15 protein-coding genes are annotated in these 24,770 nt (G+C 66.6%); 8 read left to right on the plus strand and 7 right to left on the minus strand.

Features of this window, described 5'->3' with window-relative positions; all coding sequences use genetic code 11:
- Nucleotides 1-314: 314 nt before the first annotated feature.
- From HMPREF2883_RS06080 to HMPREF2883_RS06110, 7 genes are all read right to left on the minus strand, one after another.
- Nucleotides 315-770, minus strand: a complete 456-nt coding sequence (locus HMPREF2883_RS06080) for a universal stress protein (protein WP_070659715.1) — start codon at nt 768-770, stop codon at nt 315-317.
- A gap of 28 nt (nt 771-798) precedes the next feature.
- Complete coding sequence (locus HMPREF2883_RS06085) at nt 799-2,211, minus strand: MFS transporter (RefSeq protein WP_070659718.1); 1,413 nt, start codon at nt 2,209-2,211, stop codon at nt 799-801.
- A gap of 202 nt (nt 2,212-2,413) precedes the next feature.
- Entirely contained in the window at nt 2,414-3,523 is a 1,110-nt protein-coding gene (locus tag HMPREF2883_RS06090) for a putative glycoside hydrolase (protein WP_070659720.1), read from the minus strand.
- Nucleotides 3,520-5,904, minus strand: coding sequence for a GT4 family glycosyltransferase PelF (gene pelF / locus HMPREF2883_RS06095; RefSeq protein ID WP_070659722.1), 2,385 nt, complete (start codon nt 5,902-5,904; stop codon nt 3,520-3,522). Before pelF ends, HMPREF2883_RS06090 begins: the two co-directional genes overlap by 4 nt.
- Nucleotides 5,901-7,274 (minus strand): hypothetical protein, encoded by a 1,374-nt coding sequence (locus HMPREF2883_RS06100; protein ID WP_256277360.1) that lies wholly within the window; start codon nt 7,272-7,274, stop codon nt 5,901-5,903. Before HMPREF2883_RS06100 ends, pelF begins: the two co-directional genes overlap by 4 nt.
- Before the next feature lie 651 nt (nt 7,275-7,925).
- On the minus strand, nt 7,926-10,526 hold the full coding sequence (locus HMPREF2883_RS06105) for an ATP-dependent Clp protease ATP-binding subunit (RefSeq protein ID WP_070659726.1): 2,601 nt from the start codon (nt 10,524-10,526) through the stop codon (nt 7,926-7,928).
- A gap of 178 nt (nt 10,527-10,704) precedes the next feature.
- Nucleotides 10,705-11,337 (minus strand): SRPBCC family protein, encoded by a 633-nt coding sequence (locus HMPREF2883_RS06110; protein ID WP_070659929.1) that lies wholly within the window; start codon nt 11,335-11,337, stop codon nt 10,705-10,707.
- A 253-nt stretch (nt 11,338-11,590) separates the two neighbouring features.
- Here HMPREF2883_RS06110 and HMPREF2883_RS06115 point away from each other — a divergent pair, with 253 nt between their 5' ends.
- The 8 genes from HMPREF2883_RS06115 (at nt 11,591) to HMPREF2883_RS06150 (ending at nt 24,631) form a co-directional block, all read left to right on the plus strand.
- Nucleotides 11,591-13,693: a hypothetical protein gene (locus HMPREF2883_RS06115; RefSeq protein WP_070659728.1), complete on the plus strand. Its 2,103-nt coding sequence runs from the start codon at nt 11,591-11,593 to the stop codon at nt 13,691-13,693.
- 476 nt (nt 13,694-14,169) lie between these two features.
- On the plus strand, nt 14,170-14,862 hold the full coding sequence (locus HMPREF2883_RS06120; RefSeq protein ID WP_081381350.1) for a hypothetical protein: 693 nt from the start codon (nt 14,170-14,172) through the stop codon (nt 14,860-14,862).
- 35 nt (nt 14,863-14,897) lie between these two features.
- The gene (locus tag HMPREF2883_RS06125; RefSeq protein WP_070659732.1) at nt 14,898-16,943 is read left to right on the plus strand and encodes a hypothetical protein; all 2,046 of its coding nucleotides are present in this window, start codon (nt 14,898-14,900) and stop codon (nt 16,941-16,943) included.
- A gap of 32 nt (nt 16,944-16,975) precedes the next feature.
- Nucleotides 16,976-18,118 (plus strand): hypothetical protein, encoded by a 1,143-nt coding sequence (locus tag HMPREF2883_RS06130; RefSeq protein ID WP_141759046.1) that lies wholly within the window; start codon nt 16,976-16,978, stop codon nt 18,116-18,118.
- 19 nt (nt 18,119-18,137) lie between these two features.
- Nucleotides 18,138-20,222 carry a hypothetical protein gene (locus tag HMPREF2883_RS06135; RefSeq protein ID WP_070659734.1) on the plus strand — a complete coding sequence of 695 codons (2,085 nt, stop codon included), beginning with the start codon at nt 18,138-18,140 and terminating at the stop codon, nt 20,220-20,222.
- On the plus strand, nt 20,219-21,172 hold the full coding sequence (locus HMPREF2883_RS06140; RefSeq protein ID WP_070659736.1) for a YncE family protein: 954 nt from the start codon (nt 20,219-20,221) through the stop codon (nt 21,170-21,172). The genes HMPREF2883_RS06135 and HMPREF2883_RS06140 overlap by 4 nt, the downstream gene beginning before the upstream one ends.
- Nucleotides 21,173-21,269: 97 nt before the next feature.
- Complete coding sequence (locus HMPREF2883_RS06145) at nt 21,270-23,402, plus strand: PQQ-binding-like beta-propeller repeat protein (protein WP_070659738.1); 2,133 nt, start codon at nt 21,270-21,272, stop codon at nt 23,400-23,402.
- Between the two features lie 443 nt (nt 23,403-23,845).
- The gene (locus HMPREF2883_RS06150; protein ID WP_256277361.1) at nt 23,846-24,631 is read left to right on the plus strand and encodes a hypothetical protein; all 786 of its coding nucleotides are present in this window, start codon (nt 23,846-23,848) and stop codon (nt 24,629-24,631) included.
- The last annotated feature ends 139 nt before the right edge of the window (nt 24,632-24,770 follow it).

Below are 24,770 nucleotides of genomic sequence, written 5' to 3' on the forward strand. Positions count from 1 at the left end.
CCACCCGGTCGTACGTAAAACCGCGTGGTCGTACCCCCAGCGCACGCGGTCGTACGTAAAACCGCGCGGTCGTACCTTAGAGCCCCTCTAAGGTACGACCGCGCGCCGCCGGGTACGACCACGCGACGCCGAGTACGACCGCGCAGGACCCCGAGACGCCGAACCACCGGCACCCGCTCACCCCGACCACGCCCTCACACACGAAGAACCTCAAAACATAGCGGCGGATGCCCGCCACACTTCCGCGTGGCGGGCATCCGCCGCCGGTCCGATCGCGCAGGATCCGACGCGTGCGTCCGACGTCTATCCGGCGACTAGGAAACGACGACGAGGACGTCGCACTTCGACTTGCGGAGCACCTGGACGGAGACGGCTCCGAAGATGCGGCCGAACAGCGAATCGACGCCTTTGGATCCGACGATGACGAGGTCCGCCTCGGTCTCCAAGGCGACGAGGGTGACGGCATCGACCGCCGTGCCCTCGACGACGACGCCCTGGGCGAGGGCGACGCCGCGCTCAACGGCGGTATCACGCGCCTTCTCGACGACGGCGTAGGCCTGGTCCTCGGTGAGCCGAGCCTCGACGACCCGCACATCGGCGACGGTGGCGGACTCGTTGATGCGAGCCTTGTCCCGCGCCGAGACGGGGTCGAAGCCGGCGACGAGGAGAAGAGCGGCGTCGCACAGGCGAGCCATCTCGCAGGCGCGATCGATGACGTGGGTGTTCGCCTCGACATCGCCGACTCCGGCGACAATGGTGGTATAGGTCACGGATGACATCCTTTCGTGGGGCACCCGGTCAGGCCACGGCAGTCTCAGTGGCGGACACGGCGGCGGCGCGCACCCGCGGGTCCGCGTCCTTGACGGTGTCGATCCACTCGATGAGCAGACCGGCGATGATGAGGAAGACTGCGACGAAGAGCAGGGCGTTGACCGGGTGATCGCCGAGCAGGTGCTTGTAAATGGGACCGAAGGTGAGGGTCTGGATGAACTGGGGGATGACGATCATCATATTGATAACGCCCATGTAGACGCCTCGGCGCTCCTTGCGGATCATCTCAATGGCCATGATGTAGGGTACGCCCGTAATAGAGGCCCAGGCCACACCAATGCCGATCATGGGCAGGTAGAGGACCGCGGTGTGGCCGGGGCTGCCGATGCGGGTGAGCAGGACCAGGCAGACGGCGGCGAGGCACAGCGCCGCGGTGTGGACGTGCTTGGGGCCGATGCGGTTGGCCAGTCGCGCCAGGAAGAGGGCGACGACCGTGCAGGAGACGTAGTAGACGACCATGAGCCCGGTGGCGAAGCCGGAGGCGTTGTTGAAGGCCTCGGTCTTGGCGTACCCCGGGTCGGACAGGTTCACGCCGAAGTAGGTGACGGCGCACATGAGGCCCAGGTACTGCCAGAAGACGTTCATGGCGTACCACTGGAAGAGGTAGACCAGGGCCATCTTCTTCAGGCCGCGGGGCATCTCGACGATGGCGACGCCGATGTCCTTGACGAAGCCGAAGGGGCCCTCCTCCCGCTTCTTGCGCTCGAGCTCGACCAAGCCCTCCGGCGTGGGCGGCAGCTCCTTGGTGGAGAGCACCGAGATGAGCACCGAGCCGATGGAGCACACCGAGCCCACCATGAAGGCGCCGAAGACCCAGTAGGGGATGCCGGCGGCGGTGGCGCCCGCCAGGGTCTTCTCCAGAACGACGAGGGTCCCGGCGGCCAGGGCCGAGCCGGCGCCGATGAACAGGGACTGGGCGAGGAAGCCCTTGGCGAGCTGCTTGGAGGGCAGGCGGTCGCCGATGAAGGCCCGGTAGGGCTCCATGGCCGTGTTGTTCGAGACGTCCAGCAGCCACAGGCACAGCACCGCCATCCACACGGCGGTGACGAAGGGCATGAGGAACAGGAACACGGAGCAGCCGACGGCCCCGATCAGGAAGAAGGGCTTACGGCGTCCCCACTTCTCGCTCCAGGTCCGGTCCGAGAGCGCCCCGATGAGCGGTTGGATGAGCAGGCCGGTGACGGGTCCGGCCAGATTGAGGATGGGGATCTCGTCAGCGGAAGCCCCGAGGAACTGGTAGATGGGCGACATGGCGTTCTGCTGCATGCCGAAGGAGTACTGGATGCCGAAGAATCCGACGTTCATCAGCAGGATCTGAGCAGTGCTCATCATGGGCTTGTGCGCGATGTCCGCCGCGCTATTCTGGGAAGTCTGTGCCATAGGTCATCCTTGTCCTGGGCCCTGTGGAACTCTGTCGACGCCGCCCGAGACGGACGCCGCGCTTCCTGCCCGAGAGAACGCTGTACGGGACGGCGGGGATCTCAGGAAGTCAAGCAGGTCAATGATCCACCCAACATGACTAACGTTTGACAGGTCTTTAGTCGCATTATCGGATCTCGCACAAGCCGGACCGGGTCATGACTCAGGCACGCAGGGCGATCATCCCACGATGCGCGCTGAGGGGCAACTCCAGAGCCAGCGCCTCACCGTCCGGGTCCCCGGTGGGCCCCGGTGACCTGAGGCCCGCCGGGAGACGCACGGTGCCGCCTCCCTCCTCGCCGAGCGCGACGGCGGCCACTCCGCCCTCGAACTCGCGCACCCAGGCGCCCGAGGTCCTCCGGGGCCGTCCCAGCGGGCGCCCCAGGTCGGCGTCGAGGGCGGGGAACCAGGGAGTGCGCGAGTAGTCGTCGTGACCGGTGGCCGTGTAGGCGCCCTCCCCTCCCCCGAAGACCCAGAAGGCCGCCAGCCCGTAGAGGCCGGGGGACGTGCGGGCACCGGACATGGAGCCGCCGCCCCCGCCGTCGGGCGTGCGCACGATGGACAGGCCCGGCCCTCGCAGCTCGTGAATCTGGGCCAGGGCCGTGGCCTCATCGAAGAGGTGATGGTCCCCCCAGCCCAGCCAGCACTCGTCGAAGCCACCACCCCAGGCCGAGTGGCGCTCCCAGCGGCCGGGTTCCCGGCGGGCCTCGGCCACGTTGGGGATGAGGATCTTGCCGACGCCGTTGAGGCCGGCACCGGCCTGGTCCACGAAGATGTTCAGCTCGGCGCGCAGGGCGGCGGTGTCGGCGATTCCGTCCAGGGGGAGGTCCAGGCCGTAGTAGTCGTCGAAGACGTCGTTGTCCGCCATGACGCCGTCGAAGGCGGTCTCAGCGGTGGCCTGGCAGACCTCCTCCACCCAGCGGGCGCGGTAGTCGGGGTCCCACACACGGGCCTGGAAGTGGCCGGGGTAGGTGTTCCACTCGACCAGGTCGCCGTTGTCACGCCTGGCGAGCCAACCGCGGCGGAGGGCCTCGCGGTAGGACAGCCCGGAGGCGCGCATGGAGTCCGGCTCGAAGTCTCGCGTGGAGGACAGGCACCGGTAGGCCAGGACCGTCATGTCCGGTCGCGCCTCCTTGAGGCGGGCTGCTGCCTCGGTCTCCCAGGGCTGGAGGATCGCGGCCCGGTAGTGGGCGATCGCGAAGTCCAGCTCCCCGGGCTCGAGCGGGTTTCCGTAACGGATCCAGGCTCCGACGCCGCCGGTGCTGCTCCTCATGCTCCTCCTTGGTCGGCGCGGGCGCCGGCCTGCTCACCGGCGCCGCCCTGACGGTAGATCTTGTTGTAGGAGGCGTTGACCTTGACCAGGTCGTAGGCCGCCTCCACGCGGCCGCGGGCGTTGAGGCTGAGGCGCTCGTAGAGCTCGACGTCGCTGATGACCTCCTGAACCTTGTCCGCCATGACGGCGGGGTCACCGGGTTCGATGATGATGCCGCAGGGGTCCCAGGTCTGTCCGTCGTCGGTGACGATCAAGTCCTCCACGACGGAGCGCACGGCGCCGACGTCGGTGCTCACCGTGGGGATGCCGGCCCCCATGGTCTCCAGGGAGACGACCGGCAGGCCCTCGTTGTAGCTGGGCAGGACGAACAGGTCGAACTCGGGCAGGAGCTCGCGGACCTTGACGGTGCCGCGCACGGTGATGACGCTCTCCAGTCCCTGCTCGACGATGCGGGTCAGGCACTGCTCGAAGTAGGAGGGCATGTGCTCGGTGGGCCCGCACACGTCCAGGTGGATGTTCAGGCCCCGGTCCACCATGAGGCGCACCGAGTCGATCATGTCCAGCAGCCCCTTGATGGGCACGACGCGGGCGATGTACACCAGCTTCCACAGGTGCTTGTCCGCCCCCTCCTTCTTGATCTCCTCGATGGCGGCCAGGCGCGCGGCGTAGGAGGCGTCGAACTCCGAGGTGACGATGCCGTTGGGGATGACGATGGCGCGCCCGGAGTCTCCGCCGAGCTCATTGGCCTCGGTGATGGCCCGCGGGTAGAGGTAGGTGGAGGCGTAGGCGTAGGGGTAGCACAGGCGCCCCATCTCCAGCCACCAGGCCATCCACATGCGCTCGCGGCCGGTGACGTCGAAGGTGCGGTAGTCGGTGAGCCTGACGTTGAGGTCCAGCCTGCGTTCCAGGAGGGTGTTGACGGTGTCGCGCACGTAGAGGTTGTGCTCGGTCAGCAGCACCTTGGTGCCGTGCTCGCGGGCGGCGTTGACGCCCAGCAGCATGGCGTAGCCGGTGGTGTGGGCGTGGTAGACCTGGGCGCGCGGGACCGGCTCGGCCAGGACCGCGTAGGCCAGGGAGAAGAAGTCGCGCAGGCACCAGAAGATGTCGGTCATCGACATCCCCAGGTCCGGCATCATGTCGTGGTAGGCCTCCATGAACTCGCGCGTGCCCAGGATCGCCCAGACCGGGTAGCGGCGTGAGGCGCTCAGGCCCTCGCTGATGAGGTCCCACAGCGGCTCGGTCTGGCCATCCTGGGCCAGGGAGAGCAGGGCGCCCAGGATGCGCCGGGACAGCTCACGGCGCTGGCGGCGGTTCATGTGCAGGTCGCGCGGGCGGGCGCGCAGGAAGTCCTCCTGGTGCTCCTCCATGGACAGGTAGAGGACCTTCACCCAGGCGATGTTGTCCGGCATGCCGTAGAGGTCCTTGCGCGGGGAGTGGGAGTCCCAGGTGATGTGGATGATCCCGAAGGTGAGGTCCGGGTTGCCGGTGATGATGTCGTGGACCACTGCGGAGACCCCGCCCTTGAGATAGGGGTAGGTGGACTCCATGACGATGGCGACGTCGACGTCGACGTACACGCCGTCCTCGGGGACGCCGTCGGGCAGCTCCTGGTCATCGGTCTCCGGCTCGGGCTCCTCGGGGAGCTGGGGCAGCTCGCTCCCACCGGCGGGGGTCTCCTCGTCCTCTGGCTCCTCCTGGGCGGCCTGCTGGGACAGGGGGATGGCGGCGGCGTCGGAGGCGGCCGAGGCCACGGACTCCCAGGCGATGGCCGTGGGGGCCGGGGACTCGCCGTGCGCCGGGGGCTCAGAGGGCTCAGAGGGCACCGACGCTGCCGTGGCGTCAGGGGCTTCAACGTCATCGGGAGCCGGTGACGCGGCGGAGCGGGGGGCGGCCGGCTCCACCGGCGAGGACGCCGAGGCGCCCGAGGCCGCCGAGCTCACGGCACCGAAGATCGGGGAGTCCAGGACGTCGGGGCTCTGCGGGGAGGCCGACTTCGGGCTCTTGGGGCGCGGCTGGACCACGCCGTAGCCGGCAGGCGCCGGGGCCTGGACCACACCGTAGATCGGTGCGGCCGGGATCTCAGGAGTGGAGGCCGACGCCGCGGCCGGCTGCGCAGCCGGTTCAGTAGCGGGCGGGACGGTGGGTGAGCCGGCGGAGGGGGTGGCGGCCGAGGGGCCGCTCGGGGCGCTGGCGCCGCCAGTAGTGACGACGACGCCGTAGCCGTCGGGGCCGACCTTGATCCTGGGGCCGGTCTCCTCGCCCCGGTCCCCGATGCCGGGGGCGTCGTCGGGGCTGGGCATCGGGGCGTAGCCGCCGGCGGGAGCCGAGTAGCGCAGCGGGAGGCTCTCCAGGCGGGCGCGGAAGGAGGATGACGAGCTCACCAGGACATGGCCTTTCCCCAGAAGAAGGAGTACTCGGGTGCGGCCCACCGTTTGCGGTAGAGCAGCAGCCCCAGCGCGCACAGCACCAGGTCGACACCGGCCAGCGGCAGGTAGGCGGCGGCGTCGGCCACCTTGAGCAGCAGGGCAGCGGCGATCGCCACGTGGATGCCGGACAGGAGCAGGGCGGTGGTCGAGTCTCCGATGTGGTCGATCTCGTAGCTCAGGAGCGTCAGCACCGTGAACAGGATCGAGGACAGGCACACCTCGAGGACCAGCGGGACCTGCTCGGAGGATATGAGCGCCATGGAGCACACGACGACGATGACGCCGGCGGCCCCCACGATGCAGGCGCGGATGAGGCTGGCGTCCAGCAGCCGGCGCAGCGCGCGCCCGCGCTCGCGCAGGCTGGTCATGCCCTCACGCTTGAGAACCGTCTGGAACAGGGCGATCTCGGTGTTGACCCGCGGCGCGGTGACCGCGAAGTAGTAGCAGTAAGCGACGACGGCGGGCTGGAGGCACAGGTAGACCAGCGCCACGTCGAAGTCGCGACCGGCGCCCAGGAAGAGGAAGAACTTGTCTGACCACAGCACTCCCCCCAGGATCGCGCCGCGGAGCATGTCCTGCACGAGGATGCCGGTGGCAACCCCGCGGGGCCGCAGGATCCTGCCCAGGGAGCGTCCCATGGACAGGAGCTGGCTGAGAGCTCCCATCAGCGGGGGCAGGTACCACCAGGTGGGCTCGGCGACGAGCGCGACGGCGTAGCAGAGCCAGCCCACCGACCACAGACGGCGTCGTCCGGCGACGTCGGCGACGATGAGTGACTGCACGAAGATGACGTGCAGGAGGAGCAGGGCGGTGTGGACGCCCAGGACGTGCGGGTTCCAGCCGGTCACGGCGGCCACGACGAGGATCTCCAGCGCCGTGGGCAGGAGCGCCCACAGGAACAGTGCCGGCCAGATGGAGCAGTAGCGCTCCAGGACCGCCCGCGGACCGCGGCCGATGGAGTCGCCCAGGAGCCGGTAAACGGGGGTGCCGATGATCTGGCTGAGCCAGGGCACCGCCACCGACACGCTCAGGACGATGACCGGCAGGCCCGTGCCACTCACCGTGCTGGCAGCCATCTTCTGGGACACGACGGGGAAGCTCAGACCCAGCAGGATCGCCGGGGACATGCCCAGGAGCATCGCCGCGCCCCAGTGCCAACGAGCACCCGGGGCGATGCCGCCGCGCTTGAGCGCCCGGGTGGGCGGCGCCGTCACCAGCCCCAGCCCGATGAGGACGGTGAGGACCAGGACACCGACAGTGACCTGCTTCGGCCAGCCGATCCAGGGCAGTACCGCCGCCACCACGCCGAGGACGCTCAGGGTCACAGCAGCGTTAGCGGTCCGCAGTCGCGGAAAACGATGCTGGTGGAAATGTCGCGGTTCGTATCTGAGTTGGGTCATGGGAGTAGCGGCACCAAGAATGCGTGAGCACGCACGGGCGATCCGAGCCGGACATTCCGGCGCCGCGATCGAGGAGCGTCGCGGCAGTCTGAATGAGGGCGGACAGGTACGGACAGTGAGGACGAGTAGGGGCAAAGACGTTTGAGACGGCCCCGCACAAGGCGGGGTGACGACACCGATCGACCATGTCAGAGGGACGACTTTCGACGGATCGTCACTCCACTGTATCCGGCAGAGGACAGACATGAGACAGTCAGGCCAAACTCTCAGAATATTCTCTTGCTTCGTTCAGATTTCATTCAATTTTCATTTCCATGCTTTGCGGCGACACCGAGCCCGAATTCCGTGCATATTCATAACTGTGAACCGCATCCCGCACACTCATGCGTCCAAGTTCATGGGAGCCACCTGGAAAAATGGAGGCGGGAGCAAGGCGGCCCCACCGCCTCCCCTGCAGTTCACGCCAACGCGTCTTGCAGACCGAGGGCCCCGCTGTGCAGCGACGACGATGGGCCGCAACCCAGTGAGGTTGCGGCCCATCGTATGGAACTGATAAGGGGACTGGACCCGGTGAGGTCAGCGCCCGGGCTCGGCAGCAGGTGAGGCGCCGCCGCCACGACTGATGGGCGTCGAGGAGATGCGCAGCGGGCTGGAGGCCCCTGTCCCACCGCTGGCCGCGGCATTCTCAGCCTCACGCAGTGCGGCGACCTCGGCCTCGCCCTGCTCCCAGGGCTCGCCGCGGAAGATGAACTCACCCAGGATGGACTCACCCTCGGCGTCGACGATGACCTTCTGGCCCCGCTCGATCTCCCCGAAGAGGATCTTCTCGCTCAGGGCGTCCTCGATGTCGCGCTGGATGGCGCGGCGCAGCGGGCGGGCGCCGAGCACCGGGTCGAAGCCGCGCTCGGCCAGGAGCTCCTTAGCGGCCTCGGTCAGCTCGATGGTCATCTGCTGCTCGGCCAGGCGCCTGTCGAGGCGCGCGATCATGAGGTCGACGATCTGGCGCACCTCCTCCTTGGTCAGCTGCGGGAAGACGATGAGGTCGTCGACGCGGTTGAGGAACTCGGGCCGGAACTGCTGCTTGAGCTCGCGGTTGACGTGAGCCTTCATCTCCTCGTAGTCCATGGCGCCGGACTCGGTCGACTGGAAGCCGGTGGCTACCGACTTGCCGATGTCCTTGGAGCCGAGGTTGGTGGTCATGATGATGACGGTGTTCTTGAAGTCGACCACGCGGCCCTGGGCGTCGGAGAGGTGCCCGTCCTCCAGGATCTGCAGCAAGGAGTTGAAGATGTCCGGGTGGGCCTTCTCGACCTCGTCGAACAGGACCACGGAGAAGGGCCGGCGGCGCACCTTCTCGGTGAGCTGGCCGCCCTCGTCGTAGCCGACGTAGCCGGGAGGGGCGCCGAAGAGCCGCGAGACCGTGTGCTTCTCGGCGAACTCGGACATGTCGAGCTGGATGAGGGCGTCCTCGTCGTCGAACAGGAACTCCGCCAGGGCCTTGGCCAGCTCGGTCTTTCCGACGCCCGTGGGGCCGGCGAAGATGAAGGAGCCACCGGGGCGCTTGGGGTCCTTCAGGCCGGCACGGGTGCGGCGGATCGACTTCGACAGGGCCTCGATGGCCTTGTCCTGACCGATGATGCGCTTGTGGAGCTCGGCCTCCATGTTGAGGAGCTTGGCGGACTCGGCCTCGGTCAGCTTGACCACCGGGATGCCGGTGGACATGGCCAGGACCTCGGCGATGAGCGCCTCGTCGACCTCGGCGACCTGGTCGAGGTCGCCGGACTTCCAGGCCTTCTCCTTGGCGGCGCGCTCGTCGGCCAGGCGACGCTCGTCGTCGCGCAGGGAGGCGGCGCGCTCGAAGTCCTGGTCGTCGATGGCCGACTCCTTCTCCCGCTTGACCTCGGCGATCTTCTCGTCGATCTCGCGCAGCTCGGGCGGGGCGGTCATGCGGCGGATGCGCAGGCGGGCACCGGCCTCATCGACCAGGTCGATGGCCTTGTCCGGCAGGAAGCGGTCGTTGATGTAGCGGTCGGCGAGCTTGGCGGCGGCCTCGATGGCCTCGTCGGTGATGACGATGCGGTGGAAGGCCTCGTAGCGGTCGCGCAGGCCGGTGAGGATCCCGATGGTCTCCTCGATGCTGGGCTGGTCGACGGTCACCGGCTGGAAGCGGCGCTCCAGGGCGGCGTCCTTCTCGATCTTGCGGTACTCGTCCAGGGTGGTGGCCCCGATGGTCTGGAGCTCGCCGCGGGCCAGCATGGGCTTGAGGATGGAGGCGGCGTCGACGGCGCCCTCGGCAGCGCCGGCACCGACGAGGGTGTGGATCTCGTCAATGAACAGGACGATGTCGCCGCGGGTGCGCACCTCCTTGAGGACCTTCTTGAGGCGCTCCTCGAAGTCACCACGGTAGCGCGAGCCAGCCACGAGCGAGCCCATGTCCAGGGAGTAGAGCTGCTTGTCGCGCAGGGTCTCGGGGACGTCACCGTGGACGATGGCCTGACTCAGGCCCTCGACGACGGCGGTCTTGCCCACGCCGGGCTCCCCGATGAGGACGGGGTTGTTCTTGGTGCGCCGGGAGAGGACCTGCATGACCCTCTCCATCTCCTTCTTGCGGCCGATGACCGGGTCCAGCTTGCCCTCGCGGGCGGCGGCGGTGAGGTTGCGGCCGAACTGGTCCAGGATGGCGCTGCCCGAGGGCGTGCCCTCCTTGGAGGGGCCGCCGGCGTTGACGGTCTCCTTGCCCTCGTAGCCCGAGAGCATCTGCATGACGGTCTGGCGCACGCTGGACAGGTCCCCGCCGAGGTTGGTCAGGACCTGGGCGGCCACGCCCTCACCCTCGCGCAGCAGGCCGAGCAGAAGGTGCTCGGTGCCGATGTAGTTGTGGCCGAGCTGGAGGGCCTCACGCATGGAGAGCTCGAAGACCTTCTTGCCGCGCGGCGTGAAGGGGATGTGACCGGTGGGGGCGGACTGCCCCTCGCCGATGATCTCAATGACCTGGCTGCGCACGGCGTCCAGGGAGATATCCATGGACTCCAGCGCCTTGGCGGCCACCCCCTCGCCCTCGTGAATGAGGCCGAGAAGGAGGTGCTCGGTGCCAATGTAGTTGTGGTTCAGGGCCCGCGCCTCGTCCTGCGCGAGCACGACGACGCGACGGGCGCGGTCGGTAAAGCGTTCAAACATCAGTAATTCCTCCTCGGCACGCGCTCAGTGCAGGACCGCTCGTCCGGTGGTGGCGAGGGATGTCGCAGCGCCGCGGAGAGATGGCGCTGAGAGCACGTGCTGACAAGGCTAACCAGGCCGACGCCTGGGCCATGCCCCTGTTCGCGGTAGGCGTGAGTAAGCCTTGAGCCGGGTCGACTCAGCCCTGGGCGCGCCTGCGCAGGCCCCACATCATCCCCCGGGTCATGAACCTGGCGACGGGACGCACCGCCCACACCACCGCCGTCGTTGCGCTCCGGTGGGGTAGGTAGCGCTCCCGGATCCGCAAACGGCAGCGACCGGAGCGGGGAGCGTCAAGCTCGTCGAGCACGAAGGCCCAGGAGAAGTCGAAGTCCATGCCCGCCCCGGGCGGCGCGGCGCCGCCGTCGGAGGACAGGACGAGGCAGCGCCCGGGGTCGAGACGCGCGACGGTCAGGGCGGCGTCGGCGGCCAGATACACCCGGTCACCGACGGCGAGGTCCTGCCACCGCGGCTCGACGCGTCGGGCGTTGGTGATGCCCACACCCGCCAGACGCTCGAGCAGATCGAAGCTGTAGAAGCCGCCGCGCTCGTACCCCAGCTGCACCAGCCAGGGCCAGACCGCGGCTACCGGGGCGTCGATGTCGATCTGGTGGGTCTCGATCATGGTTGCCTCGGGCACCAGGTCGTCGCCGGGCAGCGGGAGCGAGTCGTCCCCGCGTGGACGGGCGGCGCAGGCGGCCAGCACCAGCGCTCCACAGAGGCCGGCACCGGTGGTTGTCAGGAGGGCCAGACGATGGTGCGAGCAGTTCATGAGGCCATGATCCCCGTCCATCGTCGTCTTCGCAGGCTCAGCCTCCGCCTGGCGCCCCGCCCCACCGGTCGCGTTCGTAGGGTAGGTCTCGCGTTCGTACCCTTAACCCCCGAACGCGAGGCCCAAGGCACGAATGCGAGACTCAAGGTACGACCGCGATGGCAGGGACGGCGTCGGTGTATTCACGCAGCGCAGGACGAACCGCCTCACGAATTCTGCCGCACGATCCGGAGCGGCCCACCACAATGGGGCTATGCCTCCCGTGACTCCTCCAGCCGACGCCGATCATAACGACACGGCGCCGACTGACACCTCCGACACGTCCACCGGTCAGGCCGCTGACACCGAAGTGCGGGAGGCCAGGCGAGGGGCCGCGGATATCGCGCAACGCCTCCTGCCCGCCCTGCCGGCGCTGAGAACCGGGGCGCTGCTCAGCGTCATCGGAGCCGTCGTGCTCTTCTTCGCCTGGCCGAGTGGCGTTCGCACCGCCCCCCTGTGGGGAATGCCCCCTGCCGTGATCGGCGCCCTCTGGATGGCGACCGTCATTGTCCGTCCTCGGCCCTCGAGGTTCCGCGACCCCGTCCACGGCTCCCCCATTGCCGTCATACGCACCGCGGTCGCCGTCCTGGCAATGAGTGGAATCGCAGTGTTCGCCGCCTGGATGATACGGGAGTGCCTGTCGACGTGGTCCTCCGTGCTCTCCCGCACCGGGATCAACACCGTGGACCTCATTGCCATCGCTGCGGGAACGACGGGACTGACACTCCTGAGCATCACCGACATTCTTATTCGCATGCTCCGGGCCGCCGTGCTGCCTCCGGAGCTCTACCGGCGGAAATGGTGGACACGCCTCCGGCGGTCCAGAAAGCCGGTTCAGCGCCCCGAGGACCCGCGACGTCGGACGCTCGTACGTGCCGCTCTGGTGCTGACCCCCTCCGTCCTCCTTGCCGGGGCGGCCGCCATCCCACTGAACCGACGCAATGAGGCCGCCCAGAAGCTGGCTCTACCATCAGTCGCCACGACTCTTCCCGCCTACCCCGCCTCCTTGGCCAGCGAGCCGGCCTGGATCAAGGACATCGACAACGTCCTCGACATTGTGGCGGGGGCCGCCGGCCCCGTCATCCACACTGCCGACGGCGTCACAGGAATTAACCCCCTTGACGGAAGCACCTTATGGAGCTACGCGAGAAAGGGTGCCACATACGAGACATTCCTCGACCCCATAGGTGAACAAGCGGGGAACAAATACGCTCGCACGCTCGTAGTCAGCCCCAACCGCCGGTACATCGCCTTTCGCATCTCCGGCCCCGGTAAGGTGAAGCACCTTCCAGTCACCGACCAGACAACGATGACAATCGTCTTGGACGCGATCACCGGCCAAGTGGTCAATGACCATCTCTCCGACGGCGGAGTCCTTCAGATCACCGACTCTGCGATCCTGGACGGAAGTAAGATCTACGCCTTCGGCAGCAAGATCGAGAAATGGGATCTGAAGAAGCTTGGCGTCAGCATCGAAGACGGAGGGCGAGAAAAGTATTTCGGGACAGCCGGACACTCAACATTCATCGTGGGACACTCCGAAGACCGCGTGGATGGCGCAGGCATCCTGCAATACGGGAGCCTGTCCCTTGTCTCCCAGGATGACCCCAGCCGGGTTCACACCACTCCCCCAGTCCCACTCATGGCAAATGCGGCACTACCATTGGTGATCGATGGGTGGACGGCCATCTTCAGTGACGGTACCCCCACAACCGCTAACGGCTCCGACGACCTGGGGTGGCAGGTGCATGTCGCCGACCTCGACTCGCTTGCGAAGCCAGGTAGCACCGGCACACCCACTCATCATGTCGGCCGAAGCGCCGGCATCAATGCCCCAGCATCCCTAACCACCGGGAAAATCGTCATGCTCCCGGCAACGCTACCCTCGCCGGCACGTAGCATTGGCGACCATCAGAAATTTCCCGAGTGGGACGAGTCCACCACTATCTCAACGATTTTCGACCCCTCAACACAGAAAACGCTGTCGGCCAGTCAAACATCAGGCCTCATTCGAGCAGTCGGACTCTCATCTGCGACCACGGGAGATTCCGCCGGCGCCAAGATAAGAATGTCCTCCATGGGCAACGACACCGAAATCTCCTTCACTATCTCGCCAGGCAGCATCTTCTACCCCCCAGGATATCCTACATACAACCCTGACATGAAGGACATGGCCATCACCCTCAGCAACTTCGCAAACATCTTTGCGCTTCACACACCAGGAGCGAACATCATCATCCTCAACCCCACCGCGCGCCCCAGTTTTGAGAGCTGCCCCTATCGCCTCTACGGGATCACGGAGGCCACACAGCAATGAGAGTCGCCGACAACGTCCTCTGCTCGAGCAAGCAACACTCGAGCCACCTTCTGCGCATCACCGGCGCGCTGATGTCACTTTCCCTCGGGATGGCATCACTAGCAGCATGCTCCTTCATGACCAGCAACCCCTCCAAGGCGTCGACCCCCTCAGCTTCTTCACTCAGTACCGGCGAAGCCAAGAACGTCGAACTGGGAGACTACTTCAGCCACTCCAGCGTTGCCCCACTTCCGACCAATAGTGGCCCACTCAGCATGTATGACACCCACAACGGTCAGACAACATTAGTAAAACACAATACGGAGGGAGGTATTGTGTGGTCAACTACAATCACTCCTTCTGTTGCTGACATGCTCTTGGGGAAGACAACGACACCTCAGATGGCCGCCGAAGGTCAGCTTCTCGAGTCGACATCCGGATACGCAGTCGTCAGTCCTGACGGACGTCACGCGTCTCTCCTTCTACGACCCGCTGACATGCTCGATCCCTACGAGGCACGGGAGGAAAATCGGGACTTCACCGTCGCAGACCAGCGTGCTTACGTCCTCGTCATCGAGACCGAGACCGGAAGGACTGTCCGCACTGAGGAGGTCAAGGGGCTGATCCTGGGCCAGGTGCTCACCAATGACACCCTGGCCGTGGAGACCTCCCAGGCCTACTACCCCGGCGGCAACGGACACGGGACCATCACCACGTACTCCCTGGCCAAGCCGACGGCCAAGGCGGCCACGATCCCCACGGACAAGTGGCTCGTCGGAGCCACCCAGGACTCCCTGCTGCTGGCGCCGTCCAACATGAGCCAAGGGCACTTCGGCTCTCAGCCGCTGACCCGCCTGAGCAAGGGCGGCGACGTCGTCGGAACAATCGCCGGAGTGACCGACGTCTACCGGGGCGGATGGGTCGGACGAATCAAGGACAGCAGCGAGAACACGGATCAGGCCACCCCCACAGAGCTGGTCCACCTCGACTCCGGCGTCACCACCGACGTCGCGGGCCTCAAGGTGAAGGAGGTCGCGTTGCCGACTGCTGCAAGGCTCCTCGTCTCCCGGGAGACCTCCACCGGCGAGGGCCAGAACCGCGAGACCACCTCCACCCCACAGTTCTGGCTCAGCGCCGCCGACGACGGCCACCCCCACACCGAGAACCTCGAACAGTTCTCCACCAAGTAGTACCCAAGCCTCCCCGCGACGAAGGACCGCACACCATGCCACCTGCCGCCGAGTCCCCATCCGATGCCGACACTGGCGCCGCCGCAGCGTCCCCCGCTCACCAGCGCCGCCGCGGATGGTCCAAGCGCCTCACCAGCATCCTGAGCGCGCTTCGGGTCGGTTTCCTGCTCGCATCCGCTACCGCCGTCGGGCTGTACTTCCTGTGGGGTATTGGCCTGTCCCACCTGTTCACTCCGCTGCGCAAGCAGTGCCAGTATCCGGTTGTCATCGCCGTCGGGTTCTGGGCCGCCTGCGCCGTCATCTGCACCAAGAGCTTCAGTGCGTGGGCGGAGCAGAACGTGGGCACCCCCAAGCCGCCGAAGATCCCCCTCATCCTCCTGCCGGCGGGCATCGCGGGCTGTGCGGGCTACACCGTCTGGCGGGTCATCCTGCTGTGGCGTGAGGCCCTGGACGCCGGCTTTCATGTCGACGAGCTGCTGGCCGTGGCCCTCGGTCTGGCCGCCGCTGGATTGTTGGCGACATGCGACGCCGTTCTCCGGGGGATCCGAGCATGTCGCCCTCGTGAATCAGTCCCCACCAAACGAGGCCGTGGCCGGCACCCTTGGGTCCCGACGCTCAGGCCCGCGACGCTCAGCCGGCGTACGGTTGCCGCAACAGGCGCTCTGATCCTTCTGCCGTCTGTTGTCCTGACGGGCATTGCCGCGGTGCCGCACTACCGTTGGACTCCCCTCGTGCACCACACGACCGCAGCCGCTATCGACGACTCGCAACTGCCATCAGCCCCGTCTTCTCTCGGCTCACAAGCCGCCTGGAGCAAGGACGTCGACGGAATGCTCGACGTCGTCGGGGGCGCCGCCGGCCCCGTGATCCTCACCACGACCGGCCTCATGGGGTTCAACCCGCAGGACGGCTCCGTTCGCTGGACGTACCAGCGTGACGGAGCGGTGTACTCCGCACTGGTTTCGGATCGTGCCACGCAATCCTTGGGCGACACCTACCTCATCACCAGCCCCGACCACCGCCATATCGCCCTGCGCCTGAGCGGCCCAGGTTTCATCATCAACGGCGGGAAACAGAATGGCGGCAGCCCGGACCGCCAGGACGTCCAGTCTTACGTCTCCCTGGTGCTCGACTCCGTCACCGGCAAGGTGACTCATGAGCACGTCAGCGCAGGAGGGGCACTCCAGCTCACGGACAGCGCCCTGCTCGATGACACAACCGTCTACTCGCTGGACAAGGACACCAAGCTCTGGGACTTCCAGAGCGCCGGGCTTCAGGTGCCACCCCTCGGACCAGGCGCCTATATCGGTACGGCCGGGCATGCATCCTTTCTCATCGAGACCGGCAAGGACCTGCATCTGTCCCTCATCCCGCAGGCACACCCAGACCAGATCACTCCAGCTCCCAACCTGCTCGAGAACTATCTAGGGCGGGTGGTGGTCATCGACGGATGGGTCGCTTCCTTCGACAACGATGCGTGGTCACGGGCCACCACCCTGACTGAGACCGGCCATGCCTACGCGGCGAACCTTGACGGCCTGGCCGGCGTGCCAGGTGCCGACACCCAGACCTACGACCTGGGCGTCACGTTGGGCGTCAATGCCGTGGCGTCCTACGCATCAGGAACGCTGGCGATGCTGCCATCGAGTCCACCACCCAGCAACGCCGACAGGTTTCCTGACTTCAGAGAGTTCTGGGACGGGGTGCCGTCGGTCGGGCAGGTCTTCGACCCACACAGCAAGGCAGTGAAACCCGCTCGTGAGTCGGCAGGAATCTCTGGTATCGCCGTCGGTATCACCTCCCGGGCAACAGAGACGAACCCTGGTGGCCAGATCACCGCCCGCACCCCTGACGGTCACTCCGCGTCCCTGCCCATCGCCCCCGGGACAACGTTCTACGCGCCGGGGACCGGCGACCCCTCCAACGCGAAACTCAACGACTTGGCGGTCGCGCACGCCGGCGGTTCCTACCTGTCGGCAGTGAACACCCCTGGCGTCACACTCGTCACTCTGAACGCCGCACCTCCAGGAGATGGGGCATCACAATACGTCAGGATCTACGGCATCACGGGAGGGAAATAATGGGCAAGCACCCTCACAACGCACTTACTTTCATGCCTCCTGCCAGCGCCACACCACACACGTTCTTCATCGCACTGTGCACCATCGCCGTCACCCTGACGCTTTCCTTGGGCGCCTGCAGCCATCCCACCTCGCTCCCCCGTCCCAGGCGTCTCGAGGTCACCTCGCGCACCCTGAAGAACATCGATGAGCTCGATACGCCATCCACCCCCACTAACGGCGGGGCATTCGTGTCAACAGGCCTGAAGAACAACATCCTCACTGTCGCGAGCAGCACCTCCAGACAGGACGCACCTCGGTGGGCCATCGACATCAGCCTGGCCGACAGTCCCCTCAACAGCATCTCGTGGCCGAACTATTCAGACCACGATCTGACAGGGCGACTGATGTCGACAGCTGTTGGCGCACTCGTTGTGAGCCCCAATGGGAACTACGTCTCCATCCTCATACAGGCGTATCAGAAGCACGGAGACGAGTCGCAGCCAGCAGATCAGTCGAGCACCGTGGAACTGGCCTCCCAGCAGCGCGGTTACGTCGTCGTTCTCGATGCCAGGACCGGGAAGACCGTCCTCACCCGGGAGTTCTCCGGTTTCATCCTGGCGCAGGCCCTCACCAACGATCACCTCGCCGTCGAGACCGCTCGCGCCTACTTTCCCGCTGGGGAGGGCAAAGGCACCATCACCGCCTTCCCACTTGATGGAACCTCCTCTCCCACCACGGCTCCCACCGATCAGTGGCTTGTGGGAGCCGGTCAGGACTCACTGCTCCTGTCACCGCAGCCGGTGCACCACAAGATGTGCAGCGACCCCTGCGGCCCCTTCGCCCTGACGCGCATCAGCACCGGCGGCCAGAAACTCGGCACCATCACGCATGCAGACAGGGTCTACCGCGGCGGCTGGGTCGAGAGATACAAGGAGCCCGCCCCAGACGGCGAGGACGGCGAGGCGTCTGCGCAGGCAGCACGGGAGGTGGTCGATGTCGACACCGGTGCCGCCACCGACCTCAACGGCGACCAGGCCGAGGAGACAGGACTGTCCACTGGTCCGGGGCTTCTCGTGACGAGGAGAACCGATCCCGACAAGCAGAGCTCGCCGTCGGTGCCGGTTGCCTGGCTCAGCGCCGACGACGACGGCCACCCGCACACCGAGAACCTCGAGCAGTTCACCAGCAAGTAGCGGCACGGAAGACAGCACGATGACCGATCGGCACAGCGACCAGTCCCAGAACACCGAGTCCCCTGCACCCGCCGGCTCCGCCGAGTCCGCGGAGGCCGCCGAGTCCGCCGGCTCCGCTGAGTCCGCCGAGGCCACCGAGGCCGCGGAGACCGCTGGATCCGTTGGCGCCTCAGACAGTTCGGTGCCCGATCCTCCGCGGCGCATCCTCACGATGCTGCGGGCTCTGCGGGCCCTGCGCCTCGGCTGGCTCCTGGCGGTCGGGTCGATGGCCGTGCTGTTCCTCGTCTACCAGAGCGGGCTGGGGGATCTCGGTCACGCGATGAAGGCGGTCGGGGGCTTCGTCGGTGGCCTGGCCGCGCTCATATGGATCGCCGGCTACTTCAAGTGGAGAGAAACCGCGCGTTTTGCCTTGAAGAGCTATCCCGCCTCACCGCGAGCGCTCATCAGGAAGACGGTCCTCTTCCAACCGCTGTGCTTCCTGGTGTTCTCGGGCGGCTTCGCCATCGTCCTTCTTCGCCTGTGGCACGCCCAGCTGCGCAGTACCTCGGTCAGTATCGACCAGCTGCTGACGCTGGCGGTGGGGGCGCTGGGTCTGGGCCTGCTGGCGGCGACCGATCTCCTGGTTCGTGCCACCCGGGCCACCTATTTCCCGCCGCCGCAGAAGCAGAACCTGAGGGCACGGCTGGGAGGCCTGCGGAGGATTCGGCTGCCCCGGCCCTCGTGGCGCACCGTCCTCTGCGCGGTCGTTCTCATCGTCGTTCCGCCGCTCGCCCTCGGGGCAGCGGCCACGGTCCCACACCTGATCGCGAGCCGGGTCACGCCGTCGACCGCTGCGAGCATGGACACCTCTGCGCTTCCGGCACTGCCTCGGTCCTTCGCCTCGACGGCGGCCTGGTCGCAGGACATCCACGGCATGATGGACGTGGTAGCCGGTGCTGCCGGGCCGGTCGTCCTGAGCAGCGACGGCGTCGTCGGCCTCAATCCCGCCGACGGCTCGACCCGGTGGACCTATTCGCGCAAGCACGCGCGCTTCATCCGCTGCTACTCGAGCCCGGACCGCCGTCACCTCGCGGTGACCCTCGATTCCACCGACGGCGAAGAGCCAGAGGGTATGAGCATCGAATCCCTGGTGGTGGTTCTCGATACGGTGACCGGACGCGTCACCTATGAGGGCTTCATGCAGGGAGACGTCCTCCAGCTCACCGACTCCGTCCTGCTCAACGGCGCCACCGGCTACTCGCTCACCGACGGCTCCCGACTGTGGTCCATCGACAAAGAGGATGTCTCCGTCTCACCTGATACCTGGCCCTACTCGGGAACGGCCGGTCATTCCACCTTCCTCCTCGGGGGTGTGCCGCGCAGTCCCGAGGGACAACCAGACCGGCACGGGCCGCATGTGGCCTACACACTCATGGCGGACACCTCCCCCGTCACGCGCCGTGAGAGCGCCCCACTGGTCTCCAACGGTCAGGGGGAGCCGGTCATCAGCGGCGGGTGGGTGGCCGCCTTCACGCAGACACCCACGCCGATCGACTTCCAGACCTCCCCCACGGGCTGGGCGGCGCAGGCCGTCAACCTTGACGCCATGGCCGGCGTCGCCGGAGCCGACACCAGTACCTACGACCTGGGCCTGACCTCCGGAACCAACAGCGCAGCCTCCCGCGCCACGGGCACGCTGACGACTCTGCCTCGACGGGCACAGGGCGACTCGGTACTCGATGCGCCGCAGTCCCCCAAGGACTTCGAGGGCAACACAGCCGTCGCCGCGATCTTCGACCCGCAGACCCGGACCGTCTCCCACTCGGCGCAGGAGGCCGGGATCCTGTCCTACGCCGGCCTCACCCGCGCCGAGTCCGGTGGTGGCGGCGTCCTGAGCGTCAGCAGCGGGGAGCGCACCCCGACGACGGTGGACGTGCCCGCGGGCTCCACCTACTACGCGCCCGGAACTCGGCACGTGTGGACCATCGAGGATCCGTCGCCGTCGTCGAATCCACTGCTCACCACCCTGAGCACGCCGGGAACAACCCTCGTCATCATGGCCACCGGCCCGGACAAGGGCTCCCACTCCTTCCGCATCTTCGGCATCTCAGGAGCCTCATCATGACCAGCACACGCCCTCACCTCCGTCGCCGGCGCCTCACCGGCTCAGCCCTGGCTGCGGGAATCCTGTTCGCGGGGGCCATGAGCGCCTGCAGCCCGAACCCCTCGCAGCTGCAGCAGGTGGAGTCCACCGCCCTGAGCGCCTCACAGGTCAAGGAGCGCGTCTCGGAGACTCCCACCAGCACCGACTACTACTCCACACCCATCGGCAAGGACTTCCTCCACGTCTCAGCTCAGGAACTGACGGAGAAGGAGAAGGCGCAACGCGGCAGACAGGACCGGTCGGGGGCGAACAGCTCCATCGTCGCCAGGTACCGCGGCGCAGACGGCTCGGTGCTGTGGGCGCGTGAGATCAAGCCGGCCGTCGTCGACTGGCTCGACGACGACGGCAGCTCTGCCCAGGACGTTGCCCACGACCTCCTCGCGTGGCGGCCAGCCGGCTACGCCGTCGTCAGCCCCGATGGCCGCTACGTCTCCCTCGTCCTGCGTCCACCGCAGATGAGGCCCGTGCTTCACGACTCGGACGACGACCACAACCCGCTCGACGTCGCCGCTCAGCGCACCCACGTCCTCGTGCTCAATGCCGCCACCGGGGAGACGGTCCGCACCGTGGAGGTCTCGGGGCTCATCCTGGGGCAGGTGCTGACCAACGACGCCCTGGCCGTGGAGACCGCCCGGACCTACTACCCGGCCGGGGACGGGAAGGGGACGGTCACCGTCTACTCCCTGACCGACACGTCCGCCGCTCCAGCATCCTTCGCCACCGACCAGTGGCTCACCGGGATCGACGACGGCGCCCTGCTCCTGTCCCCACAGTCGCCGGCCACCGGATGGCGCAGCGAGATGCCGGTGACGCTCACCCGCGTCGATGCCCGGGGACGAAAGCTCGGCACCATTGAAGGCGTCACCGCACCCGACCTGAAGCACTGGGAGCGACCGAAGCAACAACAGTAGCCCCGCCCTCCGGAGCGCTCCTTCCCTTGTCCGTTCGACCGAGTGGTGGCCTCGCAAACGCCTGACATCGTCACGGATGGGTCACCACAATAGGCTCATGCCTCCCACGCCCGACGCCGACACCGACGACAACGGCACCGATCAGCCCGGCACCAATCCCAGCACCCAGCCAGGAGCTGCCGGCTCCGGCGATGCACCCTCGTCGGAGCCGGACACGGGGGAGGCCGAGGACAGCGCCGACCGGGACGCCACTGAGGCCGACCAGGCCGCGACTGCCGACAGCGAGGACGAGCCCTTCCCGCCGCACGGCGCCCTCACCCTGCGCGCCCTGCGCTGGGGCGGACTCATCGGCGCCGTCGTGTTCGCAGTGACCACGCTGGTACTGCTCCGGGGCTTGGTGGACGCCCGCAACCTCATCCCGGACAAGGTCTCAGCACTGACGACTTGCATGATCGTCGCAGGGCTACTGGCCTGGCCGTTCCTCAACTTAAGGGACAAGAAACGCCCCGTCCTGGCGACGACCATGACCACGATCATGGCGGCCCTGGGGGTGACGGCCTCAGCATCCCTGGCACTGGCGTGGTGGGACACCTACCAGGAGACTGGGTTCTCCGTCCTGTTCCTCCTGGCCCTGGCCGGAGCGGCGCTCTCAGCCACGCTCTTCCTGAGCACCGGCCCACTGCTGCACTACCTGCGCAGTACCGCGGTAGGTCTCGGCGATGACGATGACCCGAGCCGCTGGGGCCACCTCGGGCGCAGGACCGGTGAGAAGACCGATAAGGGACGCCCCCGATACGAGCGCATTCGGGTACCTCACCGTACCCGTGCCTGCCTCGCTGCCCTGGTCATTGCCCCGGCGCTGACGCTCGGTTCCGCCATTGCTGGAACATGGGCACTGGTCAACCCGGTCCACCACGTCATGGCCGCGAGCCCCGCCGACACCTCGCTGGCACCACCCACGTCGCTGGCACCAACAGCCACGTGGACCAAGGAGATCTCCTCCACCAAGCTGACCACCGTCGCAGGCGCCGGCGGCCCCATCCTCCTCACCGACGACGGCATCATGGCGCTCAACCCCAAGGACGGCAACGTCCTGTGGAGCTACGAGCGCAAGCACGCAAACTTCAATCACAACTTTCTTGCCTTCACCAACGCCACCGCACCACTGGTCACCAGCCCGAACGGGAAGTACGTCGCACTGAGAGTCCTGTCACCCAAGTTCGTACAATCCACCGGCGACACCTTGGTTTTCGATGCTCTGACCGGCAGGATCGTCTTCAAGAATCTGAGCACCGGCGGCCCACTTCAGCTGACAGACTCCGCGGTCCTCGACGGCAACAGCGCCTTCTCCCTGACCGATGGGAAGAAGCTCTGGACTCTTTCTGATGGTGACCGTGTCGATTACTCCGGTACTGCTGGGCACTCGTCGTTCATTCTGGACCAGTACAGCGAGGATCGACGTCATGAAAATTCCCCCCAGTCCTACAAGTCAACGATCATCCTCCGCGTCACTCCACAGGAGGACCTCTCGGCTGCCGTAGAGGTCGATGATGTGCTTGCCAATCCTCCCGATCACCCCGATGACCCCACCAACCTAGTCAATTTCATTCGAGGGTGGGCTGCACGCTACACCGGCGAGTTCGATTCGTCGGGTAACCCCGTGGCCGAGGCGATCAGCCTGGACGCACTGGCCAAGGTCGACGGCGCCGACACGAGGACCTCCCCCCTGGGGGCCACCTCAGGGATCAACACCGCTGCATCCTTGAGGTCCGGAAGCATCGTCACCTACTCCCCTATCAGATTGGACAACGGTCCGCGAGATTTCCCGCCAGAGCCACGCACGGAGAAGGTATTCGACCCATCCACCCTCACTGTCACCCCTATCACCCAGTACCCAGGCTTCACCGGCTCGCCATCGAAGATCGTTGAGATACCAGCAGACGATGGTTCACTGTCGGCTGCCATCACTGTTCGTCCCGGAGACGGCTCCACCGGAACCACGATCCCCATCACTCCCGGCTCCACCGACCTTCCTCCGACCCTTCTGGCGAGCAGCACTCCAGGCGGCACCGCCGAACGAGCACAAGCGATGAGAACTCCTGGAGCTGTCATTGCCATCTTTAAGGCCACCGGCGACACCGAAAGTGACTGCACCTGCGGGAAGTACGACCAGAGCGAACGATGCCCGCACACTTATCGGATATACGGAATCACGGGGGAGCACAAATGAGAATCTCACTCACTCCAGGGCGTCGTGACCACACTCCGTATCGCCGCATGCTGGCGGTGACCGCATCCGTCTCCTTGGCCCTCTCGATAGCCTCATGCAACATCAGCGCATACGGTCAAGAGCCGGCGCTCACGTCTCTCTCCTCCCAGTCCGTGGAGGACCTCAAGGAAGGTGTTTCAGCGCAGGAACTGCATGACGCTTCGCTGACGACACTGTCGACCAAAGCAGGGAGACTCTTCATCAGCACCAGCTACAGCACTGGCACAGCCACCAAAAAACCGGATGCGGACGTCACCAGGATCGTCAGCAGAGATCCCTCAACCGATCAGTTCCAGTGGGCGGTGTCCATTAAGCCATCAGCAGCCAATCACCAGATGCCGAACAGCATCTCGGATTCAAATAGCGGATACGCCCAGACAGCGAGCCAGTCACATGATGGCGACATGATCGTCAGCCCCGACGGCCGTTACCTGTCTCTGGTTCTGACACCTGATGAGTCGCAAAGAGGAGTGCCGGCGACCGACCGACACACGCACGTCGTCGTCCTCGACACGCAGACCGGCAAGGCTGTCCGAACCGCCGAGGTCCCCGGGATCATCCTGGGGCAGGCCCTCACCAACAGCAGCCTCGCCGTCGAGACCGCCCAGAACTACTTCCCGGCCGGCTCCGGCAAGGGAACCATCCGGGTGTTCTCGATCACGAGCTCCGACGCTCAGCCATCCTCGTTCTCCACCGATCAGTGGCTCATCGGCGCCTCGGGGAAGGACCTCCTTCTGGCTCCGGACGTACCGCCCTACGAGTGCACGTTGTATTGCGCCCCGTACACCGTGACGCGGCGCAGTACCGATGGGCACACTATCGCCACCCTGCCCGGAGTCACGGCCGTTCATCCCGGAGGATGGGTGAGCCAGTACCTGGACCCGAAAGCGGCCGCCAGTCTTGTCCACACAATGCATGCGTCTCCGGACAACAATGACGCAACTGAGGACGCACGCCAGAAGCTCCGGAAGCTCCCGAAGCAGCTCGTCCACATCGACACCGGCCAGACCACGGACACCACCGACATGACCGTGGACGAACGCAGCGTGCCGAGCGGCCTCGGACTGGTCGTCTACCAGGACGTCACCACCGGGGAGTACTCAGGGGAGCGCAAGCCCGTCTTCTGGCTCAGCGCCGCCGACGACGGCCACCGCCACACCGAGGACCTCGAGCAGTTCACGAACAACTGAGGCGCGGGCCAGGGCACGCCGACCGGAAGCACTGGGAACGACCGAAGCAACGCTCGACCGCCCCCTGGGGCGCTTTCCCTTGTCCGTTCAACCGGGCAACTACCGCGCAAACACCTGACATAGTCACGGATGGGTCACC

Origin of the sequence: Actinomyces sp. HMSC075C01, from assembly GCF_001812965.1 — a bacterium.
Taxonomy (GTDB): Bacteria; Actinomycetota; Actinomycetes; order Actinomycetales; family Actinomycetaceae; genus Actinomyces; species Actinomyces acetigenes.

Excerpts from the sequence above, each read along its gene's own strand:
- HMPREF2883_RS06135 (WP_070659734.1), top strand. The coding sequence starts at position 18,138 with ATGACCGATCGGCACAGCGACCAGTCCCAGAACACCGAGTCCCCTGCA.
- HMPREF2883_RS06140 (WP_070659736.1), top strand. The coding sequence starts at position 20,219 with ATGACCAGCACACGCCCTCACCTCCGTCGCCGGCGCCTCACCGGCTCA.
- HMPREF2883_RS06110 (WP_070659929.1), bottom strand. The coding sequence starts at position 11,337 with ATGAACTGCTCGCACCATCGTCTGGCCCTCCTGACAACCACCGGTGCC.
- HMPREF2883_RS06125 (WP_070659732.1), top strand. The coding sequence starts at position 14,898 with ATGCCACCTGCCGCCGAGTCCCCATCCGATGCCGACACTGGCGCCGCC.
- HMPREF2883_RS06150 (WP_256277361.1), top strand. The coding sequence starts at position 23,846 with ATGATCGTCAGCCCCGACGGCCGTTACCTGTCTCTGGTTCTGACACCT.
- HMPREF2883_RS06105 (WP_070659726.1), bottom strand. The coding sequence starts at position 10,526 with ATGTTTGAACGCTTTACCGACCGCGCCCGTCGCGTCGTCGTGCTCGCG.
- HMPREF2883_RS06145 (WP_070659738.1), top strand. The coding sequence starts at position 21,270 with ATGCCTCCCACGCCCGACGCCGACACCGACGACAACGGCACCGATCAG.
- HMPREF2883_RS06085 (WP_070659718.1), bottom strand. The coding sequence starts at position 2,211 with ATGGCACAGACTTCCCAGAATAGCGCGGCGGACATCGCGCACAAGCCC.
- HMPREF2883_RS06120 (WP_081381350.1), top strand. The coding sequence starts at position 14,170 with ATGCTCGATCCCTACGAGGCACGGGAGGAAAATCGGGACTTCACCGTC.
- HMPREF2883_RS06115 (WP_070659728.1), top strand. The coding sequence starts at position 11,591 with ATGCCTCCCGTGACTCCTCCAGCCGACGCCGATCATAACGACACGGCG.
- HMPREF2883_RS06130 (WP_141759046.1), top strand. The coding sequence starts at position 16,976 with ATGCCTCCTGCCAGCGCCACACCACACACGTTCTTCATCGCACTGTGC.
- HMPREF2883_RS06090 (WP_070659720.1), bottom strand. The coding sequence starts at position 3,523 with ATGAGGAGCAGCACCGGCGGCGTCGGAGCCTGGATCCGTTACGGAAAC.